Source organism: Dactylosporangium thailandense (assembly GCF_059739745.1).
In genome coordinates this window covers 10564523-10587233 of sequence record NZ_AP029195.1, presented here as the reverse complement: position 1 = coordinate 10587233, position 22711 = coordinate 10564523, and the positions used below count along the sequence as shown (strand labels likewise).

The window sequence follows — 22711 nt, the reverse complement described above, 5'->3', positions numbered from 1 at the left end:
TCATCCGGCCACCACCGAGAGCGGGTGCACCGTCGCTGCGGGCTTCGTGACGTCCGGGTGCGTCAGCCAGGCCGGTGAGGGCGGACGGCCGGCACCGGCGCGCTCGGGAGCTGGTTCAGCGCGGAGGTATCCGTGGGCCTGTAGCAGGTTGAGCGCCGGGTCCAGGTCGGCTGCCTTGCGGAATCGGCCGCGGGAGAGTGCGCTGAACAGGTCGCGTTTGGTGAAGCGGCGGCAAGCGGTGCGCTCGATCCAGCCGAGGATGTGTCGGGCGTCGTCAACGACGGGATCGGTGCCCATGTCGTCGAACGCCGCCAGGGCGTGTTCGGCGAAGTAGCGGCCGAGCCTCGCGGCCTGGTCGACGGTGTCGGCGTCGATCGGTCGTGTGCAGCCGTCGCCGCCATGTGCGGCGAGGTGGAGCAGGCCTGCGATGCGGACGATGGCGCCGGTGTACTTGCTGCCCCAGTCGACGATGTGTGCCCACGCGCCGGCCGGGCCGAGGCGGGGTTCGACCTCGCGCTCGATGTCGAGCACGCGGGCGTTTGCCGCGGGCAGGAGCGGCATGATGGCCGGGTCGGTCCACTCGTCGAGCACGGCGACCAGGCCGCCGAGCCGGTCCGCGTACCGCTCGGCGACTGCGGGCGGTACGGGTTCGGTGCCGATGCGGCGGCGGCCGACGGTGTTCTCGGGGACCGAGAACAGGATGCGGGCGAGCAGGCCCTTGCCGCGGAAGCCGGGCATGGAGGCGATGTCGCGCAAGACCTCCGGCTGGATGGCCAAGCCAAGCGTCAACGCCGGTCGGTCGACGTGTTCGGCAGGGCGGGAGCGGCGGTCGACGCGGAGCATGTCGCCGGCGTGGCCCTTGAGGAAGACCTCCAGGTTCGGCGCGCCGCTGTACCGGCCGGCGAGGGTGGCGAAGATGCCACCCTCGGCCGATAGCACCGCCAGCCGGCCGCCCTGCTCAGCCAGCAGCGACGCTGCCTGCTCGCTGGTGACGTCGTCGGCGACCAGGCGCGGCAGTACCGGCACGGTGATGGCGTCGGCGTTCATCGTCGCGCCGGCCGCGTCGGCGAGCAGCCGATCGCGGGCGGCGTTGTCGGCGTGCGCGGCCGCGTTCGCCGCGCGTTCGGCGGCCTTGCTCGCCACGCGCCGCGCGAGGTCCGCCTCTACGATCGCGGGCTTCGCCCGGTCGATGAGCGCTCGCTCGGCCGCGAGTAGTGGCCCAGTCATGGTGGCGAACACGGCGGACTTGCGGGAGCCAGGCGGCAAGACGACAACCGTGAAGAGGTTGCACGGCTCTCGCCAGCCGGGTCGGATCTCGACGCACGCGCGACCGCCGGCGGCTGTCGACAGCGCCGCGAGCGCGAGGCACCCGGCGAGGTCGGCGGGCGTCTGGGTGAACTCGGCGACCCCGCAAACCATGTCGGCGAGCCAGCCCGGCAGGGCGTCGACCGGGAACGGCGGTGCCCCATGCCGAGCGGTGAGCGGGATCGGCGGCGGCCAGGCCGGCGAGGCCACGTCGGCGAGCAACGCGCGGCCGGTGGCGAGCAGCTCGTCGGCGTCGCCGTCGCCGATGCGGGTCAGCCGCTCCCCCAGGTCGACGACGGCGCGGCGGCGGGCGTGCTCGGCGACGATGCGGGCGTAGTGCGTGGCGTTGTCGAGGGTGGGTACGGCAGCAACGAGCGTGTGCAGATACGCCGCTCCCCCAAGCTTCGCCAGGGCGCCGATCGAGGCGAGGTGTGCGGCGACTGATACCGGGTCGCCGGGCGAGCCCGCTGCGCGCAGCTCGACCAGGGTGCGCCACAGGAACCCGTGGGTGGGGCGGTAGAAGTCGTCGGCTGTCAGGATGCCCGCGAGGTCGGCGATGAGTGCCGGGGCGAGCAGGGCCGCGCCGATCACCGCTTGTTCGGCGGCGTTGTCGTGCGGCGGTGTGCGGTGCACGAGTCGGTACCTCCGTTCAGCGGGTGCCGTCGCGATGGAGGCGACGGGCTTCGTTGATGAGGTGGGCGCCGTACCGCAGCCGCAGCCCGGTGGCGTCGCAGCGGCGGCAGGAGCGGCTGACGCGGCCGTACTGACGGCGGGCGAGCCCGGTCCCGCCGCACGTGCGGCAGCGGCGAAAGGGCGCGATCCGGCAGAGCGCGAGGTAACCGAAGGTGATGGTCGGCAGGCCGAGGCAGAGCAGGCCGGCTAGCAGGTCGAGGGGGTTCACAAAGCCCTCCAGGGCAGGAAAGGGCGCGGCAGCACGCGAGGGCTGCTAGAGCGCTAGAGACCAGGCAGGGGCACGGATCGGGTGCTAGCGGGGGTGCTAGGTCTAGCGGCGGCCGGCTGCTAGACCTAGCACCCTCCGGGTCAGGCGGCGTCGCGCCGACGGTTACGTTCGGTCAGCGCAGCGATCAACAAAGCGCGTTCGAAGCCGCGCCGGTTGGCGCCCTTGCCGGTTGCCGGGTCGGTCCCCCAGACCTGCGAGACCTTCACCTTGAAGGGCTTCAGCGCGACCGTGACCCGCTCGCCGTCCCACCCGCCGTACACGTCGGGCCGCAGCTCGGCCAGGCGGGCGGCGACGGTCTCGCACCAGACCTTGGTCTCGCCGAGTGGTACCACCGCGGCGATGTCGTCGAGCAGCGAGATCGACGCGACCGCCGCCGGTGCGAACTGGTCGCCGAGCGCGTGCCCGCTCAACGTCCCCGCCGCGGAGCGCAGCGCCCGGGCGCGGGCGACGATCGCCTCGGCGGCGACGACGTCCACGTAGTACGTGCGCGTGATCTGCGGTTCGTCGCCTTCGCCGGCGAGGTACCCGATGCCGAGGTCGCGGCGGGTGAACATGGTCGCGCGGATGCCGTTGCGGTAGGCGCTGGTGCCGAGCACCATGTCGTTCTCCATCTGCCCCATCACCTTGAGGCAGAAGCGCAGTACCGCGTTGCCGGAGATGCCGGTCGGCAGCGACTTCGAGTCAGGCCGCTGGGTCGCGAAGGCGCCGATGATGAGCGCGGCCGGCCCGCGCCGGACGAGATCTTCGGCGATCGCGCGCAGTTCCTCGCCGTGCTCCGGGTGTTCGAACCACCGTTGGCACTCGTCGACCACGAGCAGGATCGGATGCAGCCGGTACTGCTTCGCGGCGGCCAGCTCCGGCGTGATCTTCGATTCCGGGGCCTGCTCCCGCGGCAGTTCCCGCACGACCTTCGTGCGCCGGGTCAGCTCCTTGGCCAGCTCGCGCATGTCGGCCAGGGCGTACGCGATGTCCTCGTCATCGTCGCCGGCCCGATACCGATGCGCGACCGGCTGGAGCGGCGCGAAGTCGCCCATGCCCTTGAGGTCGTACGCGTGCAGCTCGGCCAGGGGGTCGAGCGCGGCGGCGAGCAGGAGCAGCCGCGCGGCGAACGTCTTGCCCACGCGCGGGATGGAGCCGATGACCATCGACGCGAACGCCAGCGTCAGCGTGACGGGCCGGCCGCGCTGGTCGGTGCCGAACGGGATCGGCTTGAACAGGTCGACGGTGCCCGACTTCAGCAGCGGCCACGCCGGCTGCCGCGACTTCGACAGATCCTCGTCGCCGACCCACAGGACCAACCGTCCCGGGTGTACGTCGAGATTGCCCTCCGGCCACACGCACCCGAGCGGCCGGCCGAGCGCCGACGCCAGCTCCTTGCGCTTGTCGGCGACCTGATCCACGGTCGTGCCGGGCGGCAGATCGACCACGGCACGCCACCCAGGCCCGTCCCGGCTGATCGGCTCCGCGAACCGGATCGCATCCTTCGCGCCGCGCTTGGCGATCGCCTGGTTGATGCCCGCGACGCCGATCGCGCCCAGGGCCGCGAGCACGACATCGGACGTCAGGCGCGGCGCACGAGTGACCGACACAGCGGTGTCGAGCAGCGGCCGATCGGCCGGCGCACCGGCGAGGCCGAAGAGTGCGACAACGGCGACGAGGACTCCGTACAGGTACACCGGCCGCATGATGAGCATCGCGAACACCACGCCGCCGAGCGCCACCGCGCCCGACGCCAGCAGGATGAGCGTCCGCAGCCGCACGCGGGCGTCGCGCTGCCGCGACAGCCGGAGGTACTCCTCGGCGCTCTCCCGCCGCACCGCCGCCGCGCGGACCGGCGCGCCCTCGGCGTCGGTGACCCACCGGGCGGTGCCGGCCACGAACCGGACCACGCCGCGCGGGCTTCGGAGCAACAGCTTGCCGGTGCACTTCGGCAGACGCGTGAGGTGGTACAGGCACGCGTGCGTGTAGTACGTGACGACCCAACGGGCCTGGGTCAGCAGTTCGGTTCGCGACCGCGCCCACGCGGGGACGATCGGGCGGCGCTGGGCAGTCCGCGGCGCCGGCTTGTGCGTGTCGGGCAGGTCGACCGGGGTCGGGCGGTGGGCGTCGAGGTCGAGAATCTCGGCCTCGTGCCGGTCCCAGTCGAACTCTTCGGGGTTTGTCATGATGAGGGTTCCTCCGCGGAGGTCTGATGGCTGACGAGGAGGCCGGGGCGCGGCCGGAGGTTTGCGAGGCCGGAAGGCCGCGCCCCGGGCGGAGCTACCGTTCGAGGTCGTCGATGACCTCGCCGTCGGTGCGGGTGATGACGGCCGCGAGGTCGTCGTAGGCGCCGCCGTCGAACGCGGACACGAACTGCGCGGGGCCGGCGGGCAGCGTCGCCTCGCACATCTCCCCGTCGGTCGTGATGACCGTGATGCGGTTGCGGGTGACGGATGCGGCCTCGGCGTGCGGGACGACGGCCACGATGTAGTTGGACACCGGGCAGCAGAGCCCGTCCTGGCGCAGCCCGGTCCAGCCGCCGGCGAGCAGCGAGTCGGCGACCGCGTCCGCGGACGCGCCGAGCGCTTCGAGGGCGTGCATCAGGTGTCGGTACAGCGTGCTCATTCGCTTGTCTCCTAAGCGGTTTTGGCGTTGAGGTGGCGGCGGACGGTCCGGTCGGTAACGCCGACGCGGCGCGCGATGTCCGCGGCGGACATGTCCGGGTGCTTGGCGCGCAGCCGCGCGATGGCCGACGCGGTGTCCTTCTTGCGGTCCGGCGATGTCCGTTCGGGGTCCGCTTTGGCGTCCGGCTCGATGCCCGGCTTCACAGGCTCGGCGCGCATCCGGCCGGCCAGCTCGACCAGGCACACGGACGCGACCACGACCACGCCATCGACGGACAACGGAATGAGGTACGGCGCGAGGCCCTGCTCCCCGTACCGCGCCGCGACGCCGGCCATGTGCGTGTACGACACCCACGCAGCAATCCCCGCAATGCACGCCGTCGCGGTCAGGCGCACCGCGGCGAGCAGCGGGCGGTGCACCGGTACCCGCGAGATCAGCTCGACGGTGAGCAGCAGCGCGAGCGGCGGCCACGCCGAAATGGCCTGCGAGATCGGGTTCGGGTTGGCGTGCAGGATGTTCGCGGCAACCGAGGTGGCCACGCCGAGCACGAGCGCGGCGCGGACACCCCAGCGGACGCGGATCAGGTGGTGCTCGGTCACTTGCCGCCGCCGAGCGAGTCGCCGATGGCGGTCATGCCCGAGCGGACGCCGTCCACGACGGCGCGCGAGGGCTTGGCCAGCACGCCGTTGGACGCGGCGACGACCATGCCGAGCAGGAACGCGGACAGCGCGGTGACGGCGATCCGGCCGCGCGTCTTGCGGTCGACGAACAACGTGCACAGCAGGCCGAGCAGGATCAACGAGAAGATGCCGAGGCTCATGGCTGGCTCCTTTCAGGCGGCGGGGTCGAGGGTTTCGGAGATGCGGCGGTAGACGAGTGCGGCGGCTGCGCGCAGGACGTCGCGCTCGGCGGTTCGCAGCCGGTGCCAGTCGCGCACCGTGGGCTGCGGCTCGGCGGTCAGGACCCGGATCTCGGCGGCGACGAGGGACATCTCCGCCTCGATGAGCGGCCACTCCCGCTGGATGGCAGCCAGTTCGGCGGGCGAGGGACCGCCGGAGGGGACGAAGTTCATGACCTTCCTTTACAACTCGACGTTGTATTCGGGCGTGAGCAACGTACAACTTGACGTTGTATTCGAGCAAGCCCGCTGATCGATCAGGAGCTAGCGATTGCCGGACCGGGCGTCAGATGCCCACTCGCGCGGACACGGCCTTAACGTTGTCCTCGCCAGGTGACATACGCTCGACCCGATGGCGGATACAAGCAATGAACTGCCTGTGGACTGGTGGACGACAGATGACGTCCTGGCGTACCTGCGATCAGTGGGCGCGCCGATCAGTCGCGTGACGTGGGCGGCCTACGTGTCGCGCGGCCAAGCCCCGGCCGCCGATCGCATGTTCGGCCGCTCGCCGGCCTGGCGGCCCGCGGCGGTCAAGGCTTGGCAAGCCTCACGCCCGCGCCGTGGATCACTTGCTAGTGGACCAAAACTTGCAAGGCAACCAACCACGGATGCTTCACCTCCTCCCGTTGACCCGTCTTCCGATGAAGACAAGTCAACCGGGAAACCGGCGCGCCGCCGATGAACCAAGCCACCATCGTCGATGCAGTTCCGGTGCAGCGACGATGTAAAGAGCCCCCGAGCACCGCGCTCGGGGGCTCTTCACGTTACGGCTAAGCGGCGCCGAGCGACCGTAGGGCCGCGTCGAGACCGTCGCGCAGCCTACGCGTATCGCGCTTGCCGAGGAACGCGATTGCCGGCGCCTCGCCCGCCGCGTGGTACGCGATCTCGACGCCGTCATCGTCGCCGCGCCGTGTCACCACGAGCACGATGCTCCCCTCGCTCCAGCGAACCTCGCCGGCGCAGTGCGCGTGGAACCCCGCCCCACGTTGGTGATTGACCCCGCACCAGGCGGGGCAGTCGGTGACCTCCAGCGCCTCCGACTCAACCGTCATTGACCTCTCCCTTCGCCTGACCTGCATGTCCAAAGGTACAGACGTCTAGACGTATACACCACCAGGCGACTGCATGTCCGTACGTACAGTAACCACATGATCACGCCGGATCGCGAAGGTGCTGCATACAGGCAGCTCGCCGCAGTCCTGCGCGACCGCATCAGTAGCGGAGAGCTACCACCGGGCCGGCGAATGCCGTCGGAGAAGGATCTCCACGACGAATTCGGCCTCGCCCGCGAGACGGTTCGCCGCGCGATGGCGGTCCTACGCGCTGAAGGCTTGATCGAGATCCGGCAGGGCCACGGCACGTTCGTCGTCGACACGCCGCCCAAGGTGACACTCGGCCCGGGCGACAGCGTCACGTCGAGCGCCGGCCTGACGGTCACCCGAGCCTCCGGCGAAGTCGAGACATTCCCGGCCGGTACCACCCTGACGGTCTCCTGACGCGCGATGGGCCAGCCGGCGCGGGAGACGGTCATCGACCAGTGGACCGGCCGCCACGCCTGCGCGCTCCAGGCAGCCCTGCGCCTCTCCCAAGACGAGATGGCCGACCGCCTCGGCGTCGCGAAACGCACCATCGCGTCCTGGCACCAGCAGCCCGACGTACGCATCCGCCCAGAACTGCAACGCGCCCTCGACACCGTCTACGAACAGGCGCCCGAGTCGGTGAAGGTTCGCTTCGCCCGCCAGCTCCGCGCCGACGACCGGGCCGAGGTGGATGCGGCCCCGAGTGGCGTCGCGCTGACGGTCGCCATCGCGGTCGTCACCAACGAGACCGACGTCCTGCTCGTCTGCCGCCGCGAGGACGATCCCGGCGGCATCACGTGGCAGTTCCCGGCCGGCATCGTCAAGCCGGGCGCCAAATCCCGCACCGTCGCCGTACGCGAAACCCTCGCCGAGACCGGCATTCACTGCCAGGTCATCCGCGAACTCGGCAGCCGCGTCCACCCCGTGACCGGCGTCTTCGCCGAGTACTTCCTCTGCGTCTACCTCGCCGGCCAGGTCGAGAACCGCGACACGGACGAGAACGTCGACGCCATCTGGATTCCCCGGCAGCGGGTCACCGACTTCATCCCGACCGAGCGCATCTTCCCACCCGCACTGCAAGCACTCAGCGAGGAATCATGACCGAGCCAACCCGCCCCACCATCGCCGCCGCCGTCATCGTCGAAGAGGGCCGGCTCCTGCTGGTCCGCCGCCGCGTCAAGGAGGGCCAGCTCTCCTGGCAGTTCCCGGCCGGCGAGGTCGAGCCTGGCGAGACCGACGAGGAAGCCGCCGTACGCGAGGCCAACGAGGAAACCACGCTCACGGTCCGCGCGACCCGCTCACTCGGCAGCCGCGTGCACCCGAACACGGGCCGCACCATGGCCTACGTCGCGTGCGACCGCGTCAGCGGCACCGCGGAGGTCGGCGACGCGGAGGAGTTGGCAGAGGTGGCATGGTGCGACCGCGCCACCCTCACCGAATACGTCCCGTACCCGTTCTTCGGGCCGGTTCAGGAGTACCTCGACACCGAGCTCGCCTGACGCGCGTCAGGCGGCGTCGAGCAGATCCCGCAGCCGCGACCGGACCACACCGTCATGGAAGTGATCCGGCAGCGGTACCCCGCCCACGCTCTGCCGCCCCGAGGCAACGTCGTCGAGCGTGTTCGACGGCAGCGCCTCGGCGAGCTGGAGGCACTCGCGCGCGTACTTGCGCGCCTCGTCCGTCTCCCCCAGCTCCCGCAGCCGCACGGCCAGGGCGTAGGCGTACTCCGCGGCGGCCCGGTCGTCCTGGTAGAACCGCTCCTCGTCGTACTGCTTGCGCAGCTCGCCGATCGTCACCACGGGCGCCGCGTCGTCGTCGACCATCAGAACAGGAACCTCTCGGCCACGGTCTGGTAGTTGAACAGCTCCTTCTCCGAGAACCACAGCTCGACCTCGTACTTCGCCTCTTCCGAGTTCCCGGACGCGTGGATGAGGTTCGCAGCCACCGTGTGGTTGGCCTCGGTGTACGCCTTCGACGTGTGCGCGAAGTCGCCGCGGATCGTGCCGGGGTTCGCCTGGTTCGGGAACGTCACACCAACAAGCCGGCGCACGGTCGGCACCGCCTCGACACCCTCCAGCACCAGCGCGATGACCGGCCCGGACTGCATGAAGTTCGCCGTCACGTTGAACACGGACTCGCCGAACCGCTCCTCCAGGTCGAAGTAGTGCTTCTTCGCCAGGTCAGCGTCCATCTGCACCATCTTGGTCCCACGATCTTCAACCCAGCTTCCTCGAACCGCTGGATGATCCGCCCAACCAGCCCGCGCGCCACCGCGTCCGGCTTCAGCAGTACAAGGGTCCGTTCCAACGCCGCCATGCCTATACTCCCGGTGCCGAAGAATCGCTGTTCTGGGACTCAAGTTTGCCCTACAACCTCTGGCGAACGATAGGCAGGGTCGACATCATGCGCCAAGATGTAACCCGCTTACGGCGAGAAGGCAGGCCAACTTTCGGCGTTAGCGCTTCTGGAAGCACGACCACACGCCCCGGCAACCGAAGGGTCATATGGAGACTACAAGCGAAGAAGTCGCCGCAGTTATTGCCGACGCACTACGCCTAACCGTTCGCAGCGACAATGACAACTTCGTCTTCGACGGAAGTCGAGTGTTCAACTCCTCGCCGACCATATCACGCTCAGAGATCGACGACATCGCAAATGCAATCCGAACATTCAATCCCATCACCGAAGCCTCGGTCGTCAGCCCTGTGGCGTACGAGACGATGGTGCAGTCGAGTCGTCCTTACTTCGCTCGGGCTTACGACGAGTCGCAACCGGTCATTGATCCAATCGCTGGTTTGACCTACGAGATAGGATGGGCCAGTCCGGCGTTCATCGTATATTGCTGCCTTACCCTTCAGCAGCGCATAGGCCCTCGATGGCGCAGAATATCAAGACCGGTTAATTTATATCGCGACCGACAACCCGTCGATATGGATGTGTTTTCCGCCCTTCGCATCGTCATACGCATACCGACGTTACGCATCATATCCAGCACTTCGCGACCGCAGAATTTCTGGCAACCGTACGTTGACTCTTTTCTGTTTCACTTCGGCTATAACCTCGATGTCGCCGTACTTCCACAACGGAGTTTGGATTCGCTCGCTAGCCCTTCACGGATCAGCAGCATGCGCCGGTCATCGATCACGGAAATGGAGGCGCCCCGGCGGCATTACGTTGCAGATCTAGTTCACCATTACCAGCTAGGCATTTCCGGCGACAGTCCAATGCTGCAATACCTATCGTATTACCATGTAGCTGAGCATTGGTTTGAGAATGTATACCAGGACGATCTGATAGACCGTGTCCAGGCACTCATCACAGCGCCTGGATTCTCCTACAGGCGCAAGCAAGACGTCAGGAGCCTGATCCGGAACGTCACCAAGGCGGTCCAGCTCCGCGACGAGGAGCTGGCGATCAACAATGAGCAGGCCGCATTAACGCTAACGCTCAATCGATTCGTCAATATAAGCGATCTCAACGATGACATTCGCCGGTTCGACGCCGCCTTGCCAGAACTATACGCGAGCCATACTGTCAGCTTCTCCGGCGGGGATCCGGTCGACCTGAACTCCACAGACGCACAAGGCACCTTAGTCTCCCTAAGCCGGCGGATATACAAAACACGCAATGCGTTAGTCCACAGCAAGGAGGGTTCCAAAGGCAGGTTCGTCCCCTTTACTCATGACAATGAGCTAGCACGGGAGATTCCTCTCATGCGCTTCGTGGCAGAGCGAATCATCATTGCGACGTCGAAGGTTATATCCCAATAGCGGACCGGCCACGCCAACAAGCTAGAAAAGGTAGCTCGCTGCCGCTAGCGGGCCATCCTGCTCGAATTCGACGGGCCGGTGTGCGGCATCTTCGGCGGCCACCGGGCCCCGCTCGTTGCAGCCGAGCTGCTCAACCCTCTTGAAACGCGCGGCGTCGACCTCACCGATGACCTCCGGTCCGAGACGGACCCGATGGAGGTACTCTGCTGGTCTGGCACGCCCGGCAAACCCAAATTGCTTCACGAGGTCCAAGACGTGGCTTGGTCTTCATGGTTCCCCAGCGCGGCACCTTTGTTGCGAACGACGGCGGCTACTCCTAAACGCCTTAACGCCTTAACGCCTCACGACCCCGCCCCCAAACCCATGACACTCTTGTCGCAACAATCAACCTGCTTTCATGCAGATTGCGCTATTGCTCGCCCGCCTGCAGCTCCTCCGGTGCCACACCGCCTTCATGCGCAGCCAAAATCCTCGCCCTGGCTTCGCTGCCGTCCGCAGGCCGCAACTCTAGATCAACCTCCGTTTCGTCCGGCAAACCAGAGATGTCCGGCCAATCAGCGACAACAGCCGAGAAAATTCTTTCCACACGTCCCAGCGGGATCTCGACATCTCCAAGCAAAAGAGACTGCTCGGACTCAGTCTTGATCTGACCTGGCTTCCCTACGAATGCCGGCTTCATTGACTTCACGCCGCCGACAGTTGTTGCGATCGCTAGAGACGACCACCGTTCGCTAATAGTCTCGCCAGACAGAAGCCGATATGCCGCGTCGATGTCTACATAGTCTTGGCGGCTCAGTTTCTCGGGGACTGCAAAGTACACGCCAGTCTTCCTCTGGATATCTTCCAGAGTCTGGAGAATCTCCAGGTATGCACCGTAGTCTGTTGCAGGGGCATCCGTAATTGGAACAGGGGCTAACAACTCCCGCCCTTTCGACATCAGGACGACGGACCGCTTCGGCTTAAATTCAGCCAGAAGTCGCAGGGTCGGAATAATAACTCCTGGCAGAGCATTCTCGGGGCGCCGGTACGCGTAGTTAAACAGCACGCTCTTCTTGATTTCGTCGAGCCTTAGCGTGAAGATGACACAGTCTGTCGGATCACGAAAGACTAATTCTCCTCCACGCTGTCCGGCTGACGCCGTCCGCGCGATTAGAGGCAACTGAGCTACCGGCGAACCGTTGTCGTCAATAATTCTGAGTTCAGTTCCTTCAAGCTCCGCCATCGCCCTCTCAATGGGTTTAAGTTCGATGATGTTTCGAGAACTGTTCTCAATGGGCACACCACCAACACTAACCTCGACTTTGTCGACGAAGTTGGCGGGAATTGTGACAGCGCTACCGTAGTCGATTGCGTCGCGCATGGCCTTCCGCGTCGCTCGACCTTCATCGGTCGGCGGAAGACTTACCTCGGCCCGCAAAGTCCGAGGTCGGTCTTTTTCCGCACCCTGATATCGCGGCCATGTCGACACCTCAACTCGACCGTCAGGCTGTATCGACAAGCCGAACGAATAATATGGATCAATGCTATTAAGCCGCGAATGGATGGCTTGCAGGCGCTCCACTGCCTCTGGAACTCCACGAGCAAGGGCAGCCTGCGCGCGAGTCAACTCCTGAATATTCCTGACGATCTCGTCGGGCGTCTCGGGTCGCAGGAAATAGCGGACGACGTCCGGGTACTTCGCCGCCTGACCGTCAAGCCACGTCCGCCCTAGCCAAACGCAGTCAAACGGATAATGCGATGAGATTTCGTCAAACCATGAAATTTGCCGTGCAGTCGGATCAACAGGAATTACTAGATGCCACCGAACGGGGTTATGCTCGGCAGCCTTCGAGAGAGAGTCAGCTATGACGTGACGCTTCGAAGCTGTAACATGTCCAGCAAAGCTCTTGATCTGATAGATGACCATTCCGTCGGAACTGTTCAGCTGTACATCGATTCCATTATCGCCGCCAGCGGTATTGATGCGCGTGGACGACGGATGATCCCGGCTGAGGAATACAGACACGATGCTCTCAAAGGTGCGAGAGTCAAGATTGCGCCAGGGGATAGGCGCCTCCGCCGCCGGAGCTTGATCCGATGCAGGCTCATGGCGTCCGACCCGATGCTGGACGATGTAAAGCTGCAGCAGTGCAGACAAGTGATCAGTTGCCTTAAGCGCCCGTTCGGTAATGGCAGGCGTCAGGCTTTCTCGGGCATGCATCAACCTATTGCGCAGGTTGCGAAGGAATTCCAAATCACTTAGCGCTTCGGGTGAAAAGAGACTACTCTCGCGCAGCTTCTCCACTGCGTAAGAGTACGGGGAACGCAAATGTCGATAGTCGCTTTCGGCTATCGTTGTAAGCTGCTTCTCGATGCCAGCCCATGCCCGAAGAAACTGAAGTTCGATCGAGTCGCTCGATCCGACAAGCTGTCCAATGCGTGGCGCACTGACGTCAAGTAGTCCAGCCAGGTCTTTGTAGCTGTAACCGCGCGCGTACATCGCAGTAACCGCACGAGCGCGGATTTCTGCTATCTGGTCAATGTTGTCCTGCTGCTCGGCGATTGCGGCCGTGGCACGCCTGAATAGTTCGAGAGGGTCCTCGATAGTGTAGAGATCCTTAGGCGTGGTCATTGGTTCTCCTTGCCTACCCCGCCACGAACTGACACACTTAGTGTCCCGGGTCCAACGGGATGCATCGAGCCTAGCGGTTCGTGCTCCTAGGGGGAGCGCTGCACGCGCTCCCCCTAGGCGTGTTGGCGCGGAGGCTGTGGGATTCGAACCCACGGGATCCCGGGTCCAACGGAATCCACCGACTTTTCAGGGCGGCCCCTTCGGCCACTCGGGCAAGCCCCCCTTGGCGGTGCCAACTAGCGCGACTTTAGGCCCATCTAGGGGGGCTAGTCAAGGCGACCCGCCAGCGGCGCGAAGGAGTCAGGCTCAGCCGCGCTGACCGCGACCCCTGACAGCCTTGGGGAAGGCTGCAGCCACCGTCGGCACCATCCCGTTACCAGTTGCCGACTGTTCCAGCCCGACCGCCGTCGGATCGACTAGGGTCTGTCCTGCCGATCATGAAGTAGTTCATCGATGATGTGTCGGTGGTTCGCCGTGGTGAGCTGACTGACGCAGCGTGGGTTGTGATCGCGCCGTTGTTGCCCGAGGCCGGGTCGCGGTCTGGGCTGTGGCGTGATCACCGGCAGGTGATCAACGGGATTCTGTGGAAGCTGCGTACGGGTGCGCCGTGGCGCGATGTTCCGGAGCGGTACGGGCCGTGGAAGACGTGTCATGAGCGGTTGCGACGGTGGACCGCGGACGGGACGTGGGAGCGGATTCTCGCTGCGGCGCAGGTGCATGACGATGGTCAGCCAGTGGAGTGGACGGTCAGTGTGGACTCCTCGATCGTGCGGGCGCACCAGCATGCGGCTGGGGCCCGCAAAAAGGGGGATCCACAGGCGTCGGGCGTGGCGCCGGGCCGGCGGTGGGTGCGCAGATCGGTGAGGCGATCGGCCGGTCCCGCGGTGGGCTGAGCACCAAGATTCACCTGGCCGTCGACGGCCGGGGCCGGCCGTTGTCGATCATGCTCACCCCGGGCCAGGCCGGTGACAACCCGCAACTGCTGGCCTGGCTGGACCACATCCGGATCAACCCGCCCGGGCCCGGCGCGCCGCGCAAGCGACCGGACATGCTCATCGCCGACAAGGGCTATGCCCATGACTCGACGCGCCGCGCGCTACGGCAACGACGCATCCGCCATACCATTCCGGAGCGGTCGGACCAGGTCGCACGCCGTGCTGCGAAGGGCAGCCACGGCGGGCGACCACCGGCCTTCGACAAGGTCCTCTACAAACGCCGCAACGTCGTGGAACGGTGCTTCAACCGCTTCAAGCAATGGCGCGACCTGGCCACCCGCTACGCCAAACGCGCCACGATCTACCAAGCCAGCCTGGTCCTCATTGCCGCGATCATGTGGCTTCCATGATCGGCAGGACAGACCCTAGGCGCGCCCAACGTCACGGCTGCCGAAGGTCGGGCAGCGACGCCCCTTCGTTGTCGGGCGACAATGCAACGCCGACCGAAGGCCTACAACGGACGTTCGCGCTGCTCAGGACATGAGCGTGGGGCGGACTGTAAATCCGTCGCGAAAGCCACAGAGGCTGGACGGGGGCCTTCTTCATGTGTCCGGCCCCCCGAATCCGGCCGGCCACGGCTGGTCATAAACAAATCGCGGTCAGGTCGGTCCGTCCGCGCTGCGTGGAGCTGCGGCTTCGGTCATGAGAAGCCTGAGCCAGGTGTCGGCCGGGAGGCGGACCGAGATGAGCGTCGCCGTGCTGGAGCACGTCGGTCCGTGGAATGAGACGGATTACCTCGCGCTCGGCGAAACGGTGGACCGGATCGAGCTGCTCGATGGGAGCCTGCTGGTGAGCCCCGCCCGGACGAAGCGCCATCGGCGTCTGTCCCGGCGGATCGCCAACGCTCTCGACGAGCCCGCTTCGGAGGCCGGCCTGGAGGTCTGGGAGGCGGTCAACGTCCGGCTGCATGCCGGCCGAATCGTCATCCCCGATCTGGTCGTAGCAGACACCGACGATGACGGCGCGACGACCGAGGCGTCCGAGGTCGTCCTGGTCGACGAGGTCGCCTCGCCGGGCAACGCGTCGGCGGATCGCCTGCTGAAGATGCAGCTGTACGCGGCCGCGCAGATCGCGTGGTACTTGCTGGTCGAGCAGGATTCGGATGCGGTGCTGTTGCGGCTGTACCGCCTGGAAGGCACGCACTACGTCGAGCACGCGTCAGCTACGAGCGGTGCCGTGCTTGCCTCGGACCGGCGCTGACCTGATGCAGCCCAGCCGGATCCGTGTGCTCTGTTGCGCAGACTGGATCTGTAATGCAAAGCTATCTTCATGGAAGATAAGCCGGAAAGTCCTCGCGAGCTGCTGGCCGCCATGCGCGCCCTGACGCGCCGGGTCCGTGTCGCCCAGCGCGGCACCTGGTTCCCGCTGCTGGTCTTCGCCATGGTCACGCTGGTCGCGATCCCCGTCTACCGGTACGTCCCCTACGTCGACGTCTTCGGCACCTGCCGATCCGGCCCGCAGGACAAGGTCTGCATGGCGCCCAACCCGGTCGAGCTCGGGTACTGGGTGGTCGCGCTGCTGCTCGCCTACGCGGCGATCGCGGCCTTCTACGTCAGGAAGTCCCGGCAGCGCGGCGTGGGCACCCCCATCCGCCCCTACGTCGTCGCCGGCGTCGCGTTGGCCATCGCGATGACGGCCGTGTCGATCTGGCTCACGTTCCACCCGATCCTTCCCCCGCCCGCCGACCCGTCCTCCACCGAGCCGGTGCGGATCGAGGCCGGGCCGGCCGTCTGGCTCGTGAACGGGCTGGCCAGTCCCCTGGCGGCGATCGGGCTGGCGCTGCTGGTGCTCGCCTGGGTCGAACGCTACTGGGCGCTGCTGGCGTACACCGTCGCCTACCTGGCGATCGGCATGGTGCAGGGCAACCAGGCCATCCGCTCGTCGTCGCCGTGGTTCTTCCTGCCATACCTGCTCGTCCCGGCGGTGGTACTGCTCCTGGGCGCTGCCGCCTTCGCCGTGTTCCGGCCGAGGCCCGAGGTTCGCGCGGGATGACCGACCATCCCGCCAACGGCCTCGACGACGTCGTCCACCAGCGCGTCCGGCTCGGCATCATGGCCATCGCCCACCAGGCCCGCCAGGTCGAGTTCGGCTTCCTCCGGACCACCCTGCAGCTGACCGCCGGCAACCTCGGGCAGCACCTGACCGTGCTGGAGAAGGCCGAGCTGATCCAGATCGAGAAGGGCTACGAGGGCAAGCGCCCGCGCACCTGGGTCACCCTCACCGCCGCCGGTCAGGCCGCCCTGCGCGACGAGATCGCCCACCTGAAGCAACTCATCCAGCAGGTCGAACAGGCGGAAACGCCGCCGACCGGCGACGGGTGAGCAGCCGCTAGAGGAGGCGGCCGATGCCGCCTCGTCTCGGGTCGCCGGCCGCGCCCGCGATCCCCACCGCGCTCACCCCGCCGAAGTAGTGGTCCAGCCCGTCCCACCGCTGGACCTTGTACCCCGCCTCCTGCAGCGCGTCGAGCTCGTCCTCGGGGTACCCGGGCTCGGCGTGCACCAGGTCGGAGACGACATGGAAGCGCGGCCGGCCGATGGCGGTCAGGGTGTCGTCGCCGTCCACCACGGTGTTGATCAGGGCGTGCAGCAGCGCCGTGCGGATGCGCGTGGCGCCGGCCGAGCCGATGGCCAGCAGCAGCGGCCCGCCGGGGGCGGTGACGACGGCCGGGCACATGCACGACGCCATGCGCTCGCCCGGCAGGGTGCCCGGCCGGATCAGCTCGCCCTCGCCGAGCATCGAGTTCAGGTGGATCCCGAGGCCGTCGAGCCACACGCCCGACCCGATCCCCAGCGTCAGCGTCACCACGCAGGCGTTGCCGTCGCCGTCGACGACCGAGATGTTGGTCGTGTCCCCGAGGCGCTGGGTGCCATAGGCGCGCAGCGCGTCGGCCATTGCCACGGCGCGCGGCGCGCGGGGCATGTCGACCAGGCCGGGCAGCGACCCCAGGGTCACGATGAAGTCGTTCAGGTCGGGGCGGGCCGAGACGGTCAGGCCGGCCAGCGGTGCCGACGCCACCGGCTGCGCCAGGACCCGGTACGCCGCCAGATCCGTCGGCGTCAGGATGCCGCCGCCCGCGGCGACCGTCGCGACCATCTGCCGGCCCACCTCGCCGGTGTAGAACGCCGCCGGGCCCGAGTCGGCCAGGATGGCCAGGGCGCGGTCCAGGCCCGGGTGATACAGGAGGTCCCCGCCCGACAGGAGGCGGCCGGTGGGGGCGTACACCTGGGCGCCGAGGCCCGGCAGCATCGCCGGGGCCAGGGCCGCCAGCGTCGAGGCGTGCGTCTGGGGCAGCAGCGTGCCCGAGCGGGCCAGGGACAGTGCGGGGGCCACGACCCGGGGCCAGGGCAGGCGGCCCCAGCGCGAGTGGATGGCGCCGGCGCCCGCCGGGACGCCGGGCACGCCCACGCTCGAGGCGCCGATCTCGTACCGCTGCGGAACCCCGCCGAACGCGATGGCGATCGGCTCCATCGGCGCCGCGGCGCGCGTCGCGTCCAGGCCCGGCACCGAGCAGAAGAAGTCGAGGCAGGTGATGGTCCCGGTCGCGGCGTCGTAGAACGTCGCGAAGCCGCCGCCCGCGATGCCGGTCAGCACGCTCTCGGCCACGCAGCCGGCCAGCATCGCGGCCACGGCGGCGTCGGCGGCCGAGCCGCCGTCCTCCAGCACCCGCAGGCCGACCTCGGTTGTCGCCGGATGTCCGGCCGCAACCCCTGCGGGGGATTTCCATGAGGAATTCTCGCGGTAGCATCCGTGGACCATGAACCACCCGTCGGAGTCACTGCCCGGTCGCGTGCGGGCGGGATACGCACTCGGCTCGCTCGTCACGGGTGCCTTCGGCACCGTGCCCGGTCTACTGCTTCTGCCCTATCTCACCGACACCCTCGGCGTCGCAGCCGGGGTGGCCGGGCTGCTCGTGCTGGCGCCGAAGGCATGGGACGTGCTGATCAACCCGGTTGCCGGGAGGATCTCCGATCGTACCCGCACGCGCTGGGGGGCCCGCCGGCCTTTTCTGCTCGGCGCCGGCCTCGCCGTGGCCGTTCTTTTCGCGGCGATCTTCGCGGCTCCGGTCAAGAGCGGCGTGTACGTCGCGCTGACGTTCCTCGCCACGGCCACCGCCTACGCGTTCTATCAGGTGCCGTACGTCGCGATGCCCGCCGAGATGACCGACGACTACACCGAGCGGACCCGCCTGATGACCTGGCGCGTCGCCCTGCTCGCGGTCGCCATCCTCGCATCGGGCGCGCTGGCCCCGGTGGTGACCAAGCAGTTCGGCGACGGGATCCCGGGCCATCGCGCCATGGGCGTCTTCGTGGCCGTCCTCATCGTCATCGGTACCCTGGGCAGCTTCTTCGGCACCCGCAAGGCGCCGACCGGCCGCATCCTGCAGAGCGAGGGCTCGCTGCGGGCCCAGCTCGCCACGGCCAGGAACAACAAGGCGTTCACCCGGCTGCTCATCTGCTTCATCGTCCAGGCCGCCGGGATCGCCACCATGCTCGCCGGGGTCAGCTACTTCGCCACGCAGATCCTCGAGGACCCGGACACGGGCTCCACCGTGCTCTTCGCCTGCTTCGTCGGCCCGGCCCTGCTCGTGATGCCCCTCTGGTCGCGGGTCGGGGCGAGGATCGGCAAGCTGCGCGCGTACGTCCTGTCGTCGGTGATCTTCGCGGCCGCCGCGGCCCTCATCGCGCTGGCGCCGGTGCTGCCCAACGCCGTGGTGTACGTGGTCACCGGGCTCGTCGGCTGCGGCTACGCCGGCCAGCAGGTCTTCGGCCTGGCCATGCTCCCGGACTGCATCGCGTTCGACGCCGCGCGCACGGGCCGGCGCCAGGCCGGCGTGTTCACGGGGCTGTGGACGGCCGGCGAGACGTTCGGGCTGGCGCTCGGGCCCGGGATCTTCGCGCTGATCCTGGCGGCGTTCGGGTACGTCTCCAGCGACTCCGGCACCGCCGCGGCCCAGACGGACACCGCGAGGCTCGGGGTGCTGCTGGGCTTCACGGTCGTGCCGGCCATCGTCGTCGCATTGGCGTTGTTCACTCTGCGAGGCTATGACCTCGACGAAGAGCGACTGTCGCGGGAGGGTGAGGAACTTGAACGCACTGCCTGAGCGGGGCATCCCGGCCCGGGACGTGCTCGCGGAGCTCAAGGAGCTGCGCGAGCACGACCTGCCTACGCATGGCGGACGGCTGTTCGCCTACGTATACGACCCGGGGCTGGCCGGGCTCGACGACCTCGCGGCGGCCGCGCACGCGCTGGCCTCGCACGTCAACGGGCTCGACCCGACCGCGTTCCCCTCGCTGCTGGCGATGGAGAACGACCTGGTCGGGGCGGCCGCGCAGGTGCTCGGCGGCGACGAGCACACCGTCGGCAGCGTCACGTCCGGCGGCACCGAATCCCTGATTCTGGCCGTGAAGGCGGCCCGGGACGGGCGGCCCGAGATCGCGCGCCCGCGGCTGGTCATGCCGGCCACGGCCCACGCCGCGCTCGCCAAGGCCGCGTCCTACCTGCGCGTCGAGCTCGACACCGTGCCCGTCGACCCGGTGTCGCTGCGCGTGGACCCGGCGGCGGTCGCGGCCGCCATCACCCCGGAGACGGTGCTCGTGGCCTGCTCGGCGCCGTCGTACGCGCACGGGCTGATCGACCCCGTCGAGCCGATCGCGGCCGCCGCGCGGGCCGCCGGGGTGCGCTGCCACGTGGACGCGTGCTTCGGCGGCTGGACCCTGCCGTACCTGCGCCGGCTGGGCGAGCCCGTCCCGCCGTTCGACCTGTCGGTGCCGGGCGTCACCAGCATCTCCGTCGACCTGCACAAGTACGCCTACGCGCCCAAGGGCGTATCCGTCCTGCTGCACCGCGACGAGTCCCTACGCATGCCGCAGTACTTCGGGTACGCCGACTGGCCCGGGTACACCATGGTCAACCCGGTCATCTCCTCGACGCGCTCCGGCGGCCCGATCGCCGCGGCCTGGGCCACCCTGCGGCACATCGGCGACGACGGGTACCTGGCCCTGGCGGCGAAGACGCGGGACGCCACCCGGTCGATCGCGGACGCCATCGCCAGGATCGAGGACTTCTCCGTCGTACCGCGCGAGTCGACGGTCGTCGCCTTCATGTCCTCGGGCGTCGACCTGTTCGTGCTCGCCGACGAGCTCGCCGCGCGCGGCTGGCACACCCAGCCGCAGTTCCGGCACGGGGAGATGCCGGCGTCGGTGCACCTGACCGTCACCGCCGCCGTCGCGCCGCGGCTGGGCGAGTTCGAGGCCGACCTGGCCGCCGCGGTCGCCGCCGCCCGCGCGCACGGGCCGGTCGAGCTGCCCGACGGCGTGCTGGACCTGCTCGAGTCCGCCCCCGTCGAGCAGCTGGCCGCGGCCCTGGGGCTGGGCGAGGGCGGGGGCCTGCCGGAGCGCATGGCGGCCGTGAACTCGCTGCTGAACGCGGCGGCACCGGCAGTACGAGAGAAGCTGCTCGTCGCTTTTCTCAGTCTCCTGCAGCGACCTTCACGGCGGCCGTGAGCACGAGCTGGGCCAGCGCGGCGGGGACCAGCCCGAGCCAGCACAGGCGCTGGAGCTGGTCCTCGCGCAGCCGCGGGTAGGACACCCGCACCCAGATCACCACGAACGACACCGCGAACACCTTGATCAGCGTCCAGAGCCAGCCGAGCTCGGCGTCGAGGCCGAACGGGCCCCTCCAGCCGCCGAGGAACAGCACCGTGGTGAGGGCGGCGATGACGACGATCCCGACGTACTCGGCGAGCAGGAAGAAGGCGAACCGCAGGCCGGTGTACTCCGTCATGTAGCCGAACACCAGCTCGGAGTCGGCGATCGGCATGTCGAACGGCGGGCGGCGGATCTCGGCGAGCCCGGCGGTGAAGAAGACGAGCATCGCCGGCAGCTGCCACAGCAACCACCAGGGCCGCCAGGCCTCGACGATGCCGGACAGCGACAGGGTGCCCGCGGCCATGGCGACCGACAGCGCGCTCAGGATGAACGGCAGCTCGTACCCGAGCAGCTGGGCCGCGGCCCGGAGCCCGCCCAGCAGCGCATACTTGTTCGCCGACGACCACGCCGCCATGAGCACGGCGACCACGCCGACGCCGACCACCGCGAGCACGAAGAAGAGCCCGATGTCGAGCTTCTGCGCGACCAGCCCGTTCGGGCCGAGCGGGATGACGAGCAGGACGGCGAGGTACGGCAGCAGCGCGATCACCGGCGCGAGGCGGAACACCGCCCGGTCGGCCGCCCGCGGGGTGATGTCCTCCTTCTGCACGAACTTCACGCCGTCGGCGACGAGCTGCGCCCAGCCGTGGAACGCGCCCGCGTACATGGGCCCGAGCCGGCCCTGCATGTGCGCCATGACCTTGTGCTCGGCCTGGCCGACGATGAGCGGCAGGGTGAGGAACGCGATGACGACCCCGACAACGCGGATCGCGACATCCAGCCAGATCGGCATTATTTCGGCCACTCTTTGGGATCCGGGACCCCGGGCGGCCGCATCGGGGCGCGCTTGCTCACCGTGTGTTCGCTCTCGCCGGGCTCCTTGGCGCCGGGCCAGGGCTTGGCGACCCGGGAGGCGAGCACGAACTCCTTGCGCAGCGGGTGGCCCTCGAACTCGTCGGGCAGCAGCAGCGGCTTGAGCTCGCCGTGCCCGGTGAACCCGATCCCGAACATCTCGTGCGTCTCCCGCTCGTGCCAGGCCGCGCCCGGGTAGATGCCGACGATGCTGTCGATGGCCGGCGCCGAGCGGGGGATCTCGGCCCGGATCAGGACGCCCTGCTTCTGCGTGGTCGACCAGAGGTGCACGACGATCGTGAACCCGCCGGGCAGCTCGTCGACGGCCGAGAGCCAGTCGAAGAAGTCGAAGCCCTCGTCCCTGGCCGTCGCGATCGCCTCGGCCCAGGTGCCGGCGGGGACGTCGTAGGTCGGGCGGGCGAACCGGCCGCCGCCGCTCTCGGAGAGCTCGCCCTTCACGGCTTCACCGGCGGGGCCATGAGCGCCTTGACGTCCGGCCGCGGGGTGCCGCCGAGCCCGGCCTGCTCACCCGCGATCTTCTCCTGCAGGCGCATGATCCCGTGCAGGAGCGCCTCGGGCCGCGGCGGGCATCCCGGCACGTACACGTCCACGGGGATGATCTGGTCGACGCCCTTCGTCACCGAATACGAGTCCCAGTAGGGCCCGCCGCAGTTGGAGCAGGCGCCGAAGCTGATGACGTACTTCGGCTCGGGCATCTGGTCGTAGAGCCGCTTGACCGCGGGCGCCATCTTGTCGGTGACGGTGCCCGAGACGACCATGAGGTCGGCCTGCCGCGGCCCGTGGGCGAACGGGATCACGCCCAGCCGCATGAAGTCGTGCCGCCCCATGGAGGTGGCGATGAACTCGATGGCGCAGCAGGCGAGCCCGAAGTTGAACACCCACAGGGAGTATCGCCGCCCCCAGTTGAGCACGAACTTGATCGGCTCACCCAGCACTCCGGACATGGCGACAGCCTACTCGCGGGG

Annotated in this window: 24 protein-coding genes, 1 tRNA gene and 1 pseudogene; 10 read left to right on the top strand and 16 right to left on the bottom strand. The window is 68.2% G+C overall.

The window, feature by feature from the left end:
- The 8 genes from AC6JBM_RS47280 to AC6JBM_RS47245 all read right to left on the bottom strand — a co-directional run bounded on the left by AC6JBM_RS47280 (window position 1) and on the right by AC6JBM_RS47245 (window position 6823).
- Window positions 1-1938: a YfjI family protein gene (locus AC6JBM_RS47280; RefSeq protein ID WP_497980176.1), complete on the bottom strand. Its 1938-nt coding sequence runs from the start codon at window positions 1936-1938 to the stop codon at window positions 1-3.
- A 16-nt stretch (window positions 1939-1954) separates the two neighbouring features.
- The gene (locus tag AC6JBM_RS47275) at window positions 1955-2206 is read right to left on the bottom strand and encodes a hypothetical protein (RefSeq protein WP_497980175.1); all 252 of its coding nucleotides are present in this window, start codon (window positions 2204-2206) and stop codon (window positions 1955-1957) included.
- A gap of 140 nt (window positions 2207-2346) precedes the next feature.
- Window positions 2347-4431, bottom strand: coding sequence for a cell division protein FtsK (locus AC6JBM_RS47270; protein ID WP_497980174.1), 2085 nt, complete (start codon window positions 4429-4431; stop codon window positions 2347-2349).
- Between the two features lie 94 nt (window positions 4432-4525).
- Window positions 4526-4870, bottom strand: a complete 345-nt coding sequence (locus AC6JBM_RS47265) for a hypothetical protein (protein ID WP_497980173.1) — start codon at window positions 4868-4870, stop codon at window positions 4526-4528.
- 11 nt (window positions 4871-4881) lie between these two features.
- Complete coding sequence (locus AC6JBM_RS47260) at window positions 4882-5418, bottom strand: DUF2637 domain-containing protein (RefSeq protein ID WP_497980172.1); 537 nt, start codon at window positions 5416-5418, stop codon at window positions 4882-4884.
- Between the two features lie 47 nt (window positions 5419-5465).
- Window positions 5466-5690 (bottom strand): hypothetical protein, encoded by a 225-nt coding sequence (locus AC6JBM_RS47255; RefSeq protein WP_497980171.1) that lies wholly within the window; start codon window positions 5688-5690, stop codon window positions 5466-5468.
- A 12-nt stretch (window positions 5691-5702) separates the two neighbouring features.
- Window positions 5703-5942 carry a DUF6284 family protein gene (locus tag AC6JBM_RS47250; RefSeq protein WP_497980170.1) on the bottom strand — a complete coding sequence of 80 codons (240 nt, stop codon included), beginning with the start codon at window positions 5940-5942 and terminating at the stop codon, window positions 5703-5705.
- A gap of 599 nt (window positions 5943-6541) precedes the next feature.
- Complete coding sequence (locus tag AC6JBM_RS47245) at window positions 6542-6823, bottom strand: hypothetical protein (RefSeq protein ID WP_497980169.1); 282 nt, start codon at window positions 6821-6823, stop codon at window positions 6542-6544.
- 96 nt (window positions 6824-6919) lie between these two features.
- Between AC6JBM_RS47245 and AC6JBM_RS47240 the strand changes: the two genes are divergently transcribed.
- The 3 genes from AC6JBM_RS47240 to AC6JBM_RS47230 are packed head-to-tail and all read left to right on the top strand — an operon-like array spanning window position 6920 to window position 8349.
- Window positions 6920-7267 carry a GntR family transcriptional regulator gene (locus AC6JBM_RS47240; RefSeq protein WP_497980168.1) on the top strand — a complete coding sequence of 116 codons (348 nt, stop codon included), beginning with the start codon at window positions 6920-6922 and terminating at the stop codon, window positions 7265-7267.
- Window positions 7268-7273: 6 nt separating this feature from the next.
- Window positions 7274-7951: an NUDIX hydrolase gene (locus AC6JBM_RS47235; protein ID WP_497980167.1), complete on the top strand. Its 678-nt coding sequence runs from the start codon at window positions 7274-7276 to the stop codon at window positions 7949-7951.
- Complete coding sequence (locus AC6JBM_RS47230; protein ID WP_497980166.1) at window positions 7948-8349, top strand: NUDIX hydrolase; 402 nt, start codon at window positions 7948-7950, stop codon at window positions 8347-8349. The genes AC6JBM_RS47235 and AC6JBM_RS47230 overlap by 4 nt, the downstream gene beginning before the upstream one ends.
- Before the next feature lie 6 nt (window positions 8350-8355).
- Here AC6JBM_RS47230 and AC6JBM_RS47225 read toward each other — a convergent pair whose 3' ends face one another.
- A complete protein-coding gene (locus AC6JBM_RS47225; RefSeq protein ID WP_497980165.1) occupies window positions 8356-8673 on the bottom strand; it encodes a hypothetical protein in 318 nt (105 codons plus the stop codon).
- Window positions 8673-9166 (bottom strand): annotated as a pseudogene (ndk, locus tag AC6JBM_RS47220) (nucleoside-diphosphate kinase). The gene AC6JBM_RS47225 and the pseudogene ndk overlap by 1 nt, the downstream one beginning before the upstream one ends.
- Window positions 9167-9354: 188 nt before the next feature.
- On the opposite strand from ndk, the gene AC6JBM_RS47215 reads away from it, so the two are divergent.
- Complete coding sequence (locus AC6JBM_RS47215; protein WP_497980164.1) at window positions 9355-10620, top strand: hypothetical protein; 1266 nt, start codon at window positions 9355-9357, stop codon at window positions 10618-10620.
- A 409-nt stretch (window positions 10621-11029) separates the two neighbouring features.
- Here AC6JBM_RS47215 and AC6JBM_RS47210 read toward each other — a convergent pair whose 3' ends face one another.
- Together AC6JBM_RS47210 and AC6JBM_RS47205 are read right to left on the bottom strand one after the other, a co-directional pair.
- Complete coding sequence (locus tag AC6JBM_RS47210; protein ID WP_497980163.1) at window positions 11030-13231, bottom strand: hypothetical protein; 2202 nt, start codon at window positions 13229-13231, stop codon at window positions 11030-11032.
- A gap of 128 nt (window positions 13232-13359) precedes the next feature.
- A tRNA-Phe gene (locus AC6JBM_RS47205) sits at window positions 13360-13453 on the bottom strand.
- Window positions 13454-13695: 242 nt separating this feature from the next.
- Between AC6JBM_RS47205 and AC6JBM_RS47200 the strand changes: the two genes are divergently transcribed.
- From AC6JBM_RS47200 to AC6JBM_RS47185, 4 genes are all read left to right on the top strand, one after another.
- A protein-coding gene (locus AC6JBM_RS47200; protein WP_497980162.1) for an IS5 family transposase occupies window positions 13696-14576 on the top strand; the annotation gives its coding sequence in 2 pieces (ribosomal slippage) (window positions 13696-14070 and window positions 14073-14576; 879 coding nt in all).
- A 334-nt stretch (window positions 14577-14910) separates the two neighbouring features.
- Complete coding sequence (locus tag AC6JBM_RS47195) at window positions 14911-15426, top strand: Uma2 family endonuclease (RefSeq protein WP_497980161.1); 516 nt, start codon at window positions 14911-14913, stop codon at window positions 15424-15426.
- A 69-nt stretch (window positions 15427-15495) separates the two neighbouring features.
- Window positions 15496-16218: a hypothetical protein gene (locus tag AC6JBM_RS47190; protein ID WP_497980160.1), complete on the top strand. Its 723-nt coding sequence runs from the start codon at window positions 15496-15498 to the stop codon at window positions 16216-16218.
- The gene (locus AC6JBM_RS47185; protein WP_497980159.1) at window positions 16215-16547 is read left to right on the top strand and encodes a winged helix-turn-helix domain-containing protein; all 333 of its coding nucleotides are present in this window, start codon (window positions 16215-16217) and stop codon (window positions 16545-16547) included. The genes AC6JBM_RS47190 and AC6JBM_RS47185 overlap by 4 nt, the downstream gene beginning before the upstream one ends.
- Window positions 16548-16554: 7 nt before the next feature.
- Here the strand turns inward: AC6JBM_RS47185 and AC6JBM_RS47180 are convergent, their stop codons facing one another.
- Window positions 16555-17982 carry a gamma-glutamyltransferase gene (locus tag AC6JBM_RS47180; RefSeq protein WP_497980158.1) on the bottom strand — a complete coding sequence of 476 codons (1428 nt, stop codon included), beginning with the start codon at window positions 17980-17982 and terminating at the stop codon, window positions 16555-16557.
- On the opposite strand from AC6JBM_RS47180, the gene AC6JBM_RS47175 reads away from it, so the two are divergent.
- Entirely contained in the window at window positions 17981-19327 is a 1347-nt protein-coding gene (locus AC6JBM_RS47175; RefSeq protein WP_497980157.1) for an MFS transporter, read from the top strand. The two genes, AC6JBM_RS47180 and AC6JBM_RS47175, sit on opposite strands and share 2 nt — an antisense overlap.
- Complete coding sequence (locus tag AC6JBM_RS47170; RefSeq protein ID WP_497980156.1) at window positions 19269-20729, top strand: pyridoxal phosphate-dependent decarboxylase family protein; 1461 nt, start codon at window positions 19269-19271, stop codon at window positions 20727-20729. Before AC6JBM_RS47175 ends, AC6JBM_RS47170 begins: the two co-directional genes overlap by 59 nt.
- On the opposite strand, the gene AC6JBM_RS47165 is transcribed toward AC6JBM_RS47170, so the two are convergent.
- From AC6JBM_RS47165 to AC6JBM_RS47155, 3 genes are read right to left on the bottom strand one after another with little or no spacing between them, the layout of a single operon-like run.
- Window positions 20695-21666: a complex I subunit 1/NuoH family protein gene (locus tag AC6JBM_RS47165; protein WP_497980155.1), complete on the bottom strand. Its 972-nt coding sequence runs from the start codon at window positions 21664-21666 to the stop codon at window positions 20695-20697. The genes AC6JBM_RS47170 and AC6JBM_RS47165 overlap by 35 nt on opposite strands.
- Entirely contained in the window at window positions 21666-22184 is a 519-nt protein-coding gene (locus AC6JBM_RS47160; RefSeq protein WP_497980154.1) for an NADH-quinone oxidoreductase subunit C, read from the bottom strand. The genes AC6JBM_RS47165 and AC6JBM_RS47160 overlap by 1 nt, the downstream gene beginning before the upstream one ends.
- Window positions 22181-22690, bottom strand: a complete 510-nt coding sequence (locus tag AC6JBM_RS47155; RefSeq protein ID WP_497980153.1) for an NADH-quinone oxidoreductase subunit B — start codon at window positions 22688-22690, stop codon at window positions 22181-22183. The genes AC6JBM_RS47160 and AC6JBM_RS47155 overlap by 4 nt, the downstream gene beginning before the upstream one ends.
- Between the last annotated feature and the right edge of the window lie 21 nt (window positions 22691-22711).

Bases quoted from the DNA above. Each gene is read 5' to 3' on its own strand.
- AC6JBM_RS47270 (WP_497980174.1), bottom strand. From the start codon at position 4,431: ATGACAAACCCCGAAGAGTTCGACTGGGACCGGCACGAGGCCGAGATT.
- AC6JBM_RS47265 (WP_497980173.1), bottom strand. From the start codon at position 4,870: ATGAGCACGCTGTACCGACACCTGATGCACGCCCTCGAAGCGCTCGGC.
- AC6JBM_RS47255 (WP_497980171.1), bottom strand. From the start codon at position 5,690: ATGAGCCTCGGCATCTTCTCGTTGATCCTGCTCGGCCTGCTGTGCACG.
- AC6JBM_RS47250 (WP_497980170.1), bottom strand. From the start codon at position 5,942: ATGAACTTCGTCCCCTCCGGCGGTCCCTCGCCCGCCGAACTGGCTGCC.
- AC6JBM_RS47245 (WP_497980169.1), bottom strand. From the start codon at position 6,823: ATGACGGTTGAGTCGGAGGCGCTGGAGGTCACCGACTGCCCCGCCTGG.
- AC6JBM_RS47240 (WP_497980168.1), top strand. From the start codon at position 6,920: ATGATCACGCCGGATCGCGAAGGTGCTGCATACAGGCAGCTCGCCGCA.
- AC6JBM_RS47235 (WP_497980167.1), top strand. From the start codon at position 7,274: ATGGGCCAGCCGGCGCGGGAGACGGTCATCGACCAGTGGACCGGCCGC.
- AC6JBM_RS47230 (WP_497980166.1), top strand. From the start codon at position 7,948: ATGACCGAGCCAACCCGCCCCACCATCGCCGCCGCCGTCATCGTCGAA.
- AC6JBM_RS47225 (WP_497980165.1), bottom strand. From the start codon at position 8,673: ATGGTCGACGACGACGCGGCGCCCGTGGTGACGATCGGCGAGCTGCGC.
- AC6JBM_RS47215 (WP_497980164.1), top strand. From the start codon at position 9,355: ATGGAGACTACAAGCGAAGAAGTCGCCGCAGTTATTGCCGACGCACTA.
- AC6JBM_RS47210 (WP_497980163.1), bottom strand. From the start codon at position 13,231: ATGACCACGCCTAAGGATCTCTACACTATCGAGGACCCTCTCGAACTA.
- AC6JBM_RS47195 (WP_497980161.1), top strand. From the start codon at position 14,911: ATGAGCGTCGCCGTGCTGGAGCACGTCGGTCCGTGGAATGAGACGGAT.
- AC6JBM_RS47190 (WP_497980160.1), top strand. From the start codon at position 15,496: ATGGAAGATAAGCCGGAAAGTCCTCGCGAGCTGCTGGCCGCCATGCGC.
- AC6JBM_RS47185 (WP_497980159.1), top strand. From the start codon at position 16,215: ATGACCGACCATCCCGCCAACGGCCTCGACGACGTCGTCCACCAGCGC.
- AC6JBM_RS47175 (WP_497980157.1), top strand. From the start codon at position 17,981: ATGAACCACCCGTCGGAGTCACTGCCCGGTCGCGTGCGGGCGGGATAC.
- AC6JBM_RS47180 (WP_497980158.1), bottom strand. From the start codon at position 17,982: ATGGTCCACGGATGCTACCGCGAGAATTCCTCATGGAAATCCCCCGCA.
- AC6JBM_RS47170 (WP_497980156.1), top strand. From the start codon at position 19,269: ATGACCTCGACGAAGAGCGACTGTCGCGGGAGGGTGAGGAACTTGAAC.
- AC6JBM_RS47165 (WP_497980155.1), bottom strand. From the start codon at position 21,666: ATGCCGATCTGGCTGGATGTCGCGATCCGCGTTGTCGGGGTCGTCATC.
- AC6JBM_RS47155 (WP_497980153.1), bottom strand. From the start codon at position 22,690: ATGTCCGGAGTGCTGGGTGAGCCGATCAAGTTCGTGCTCAACTGGGGG.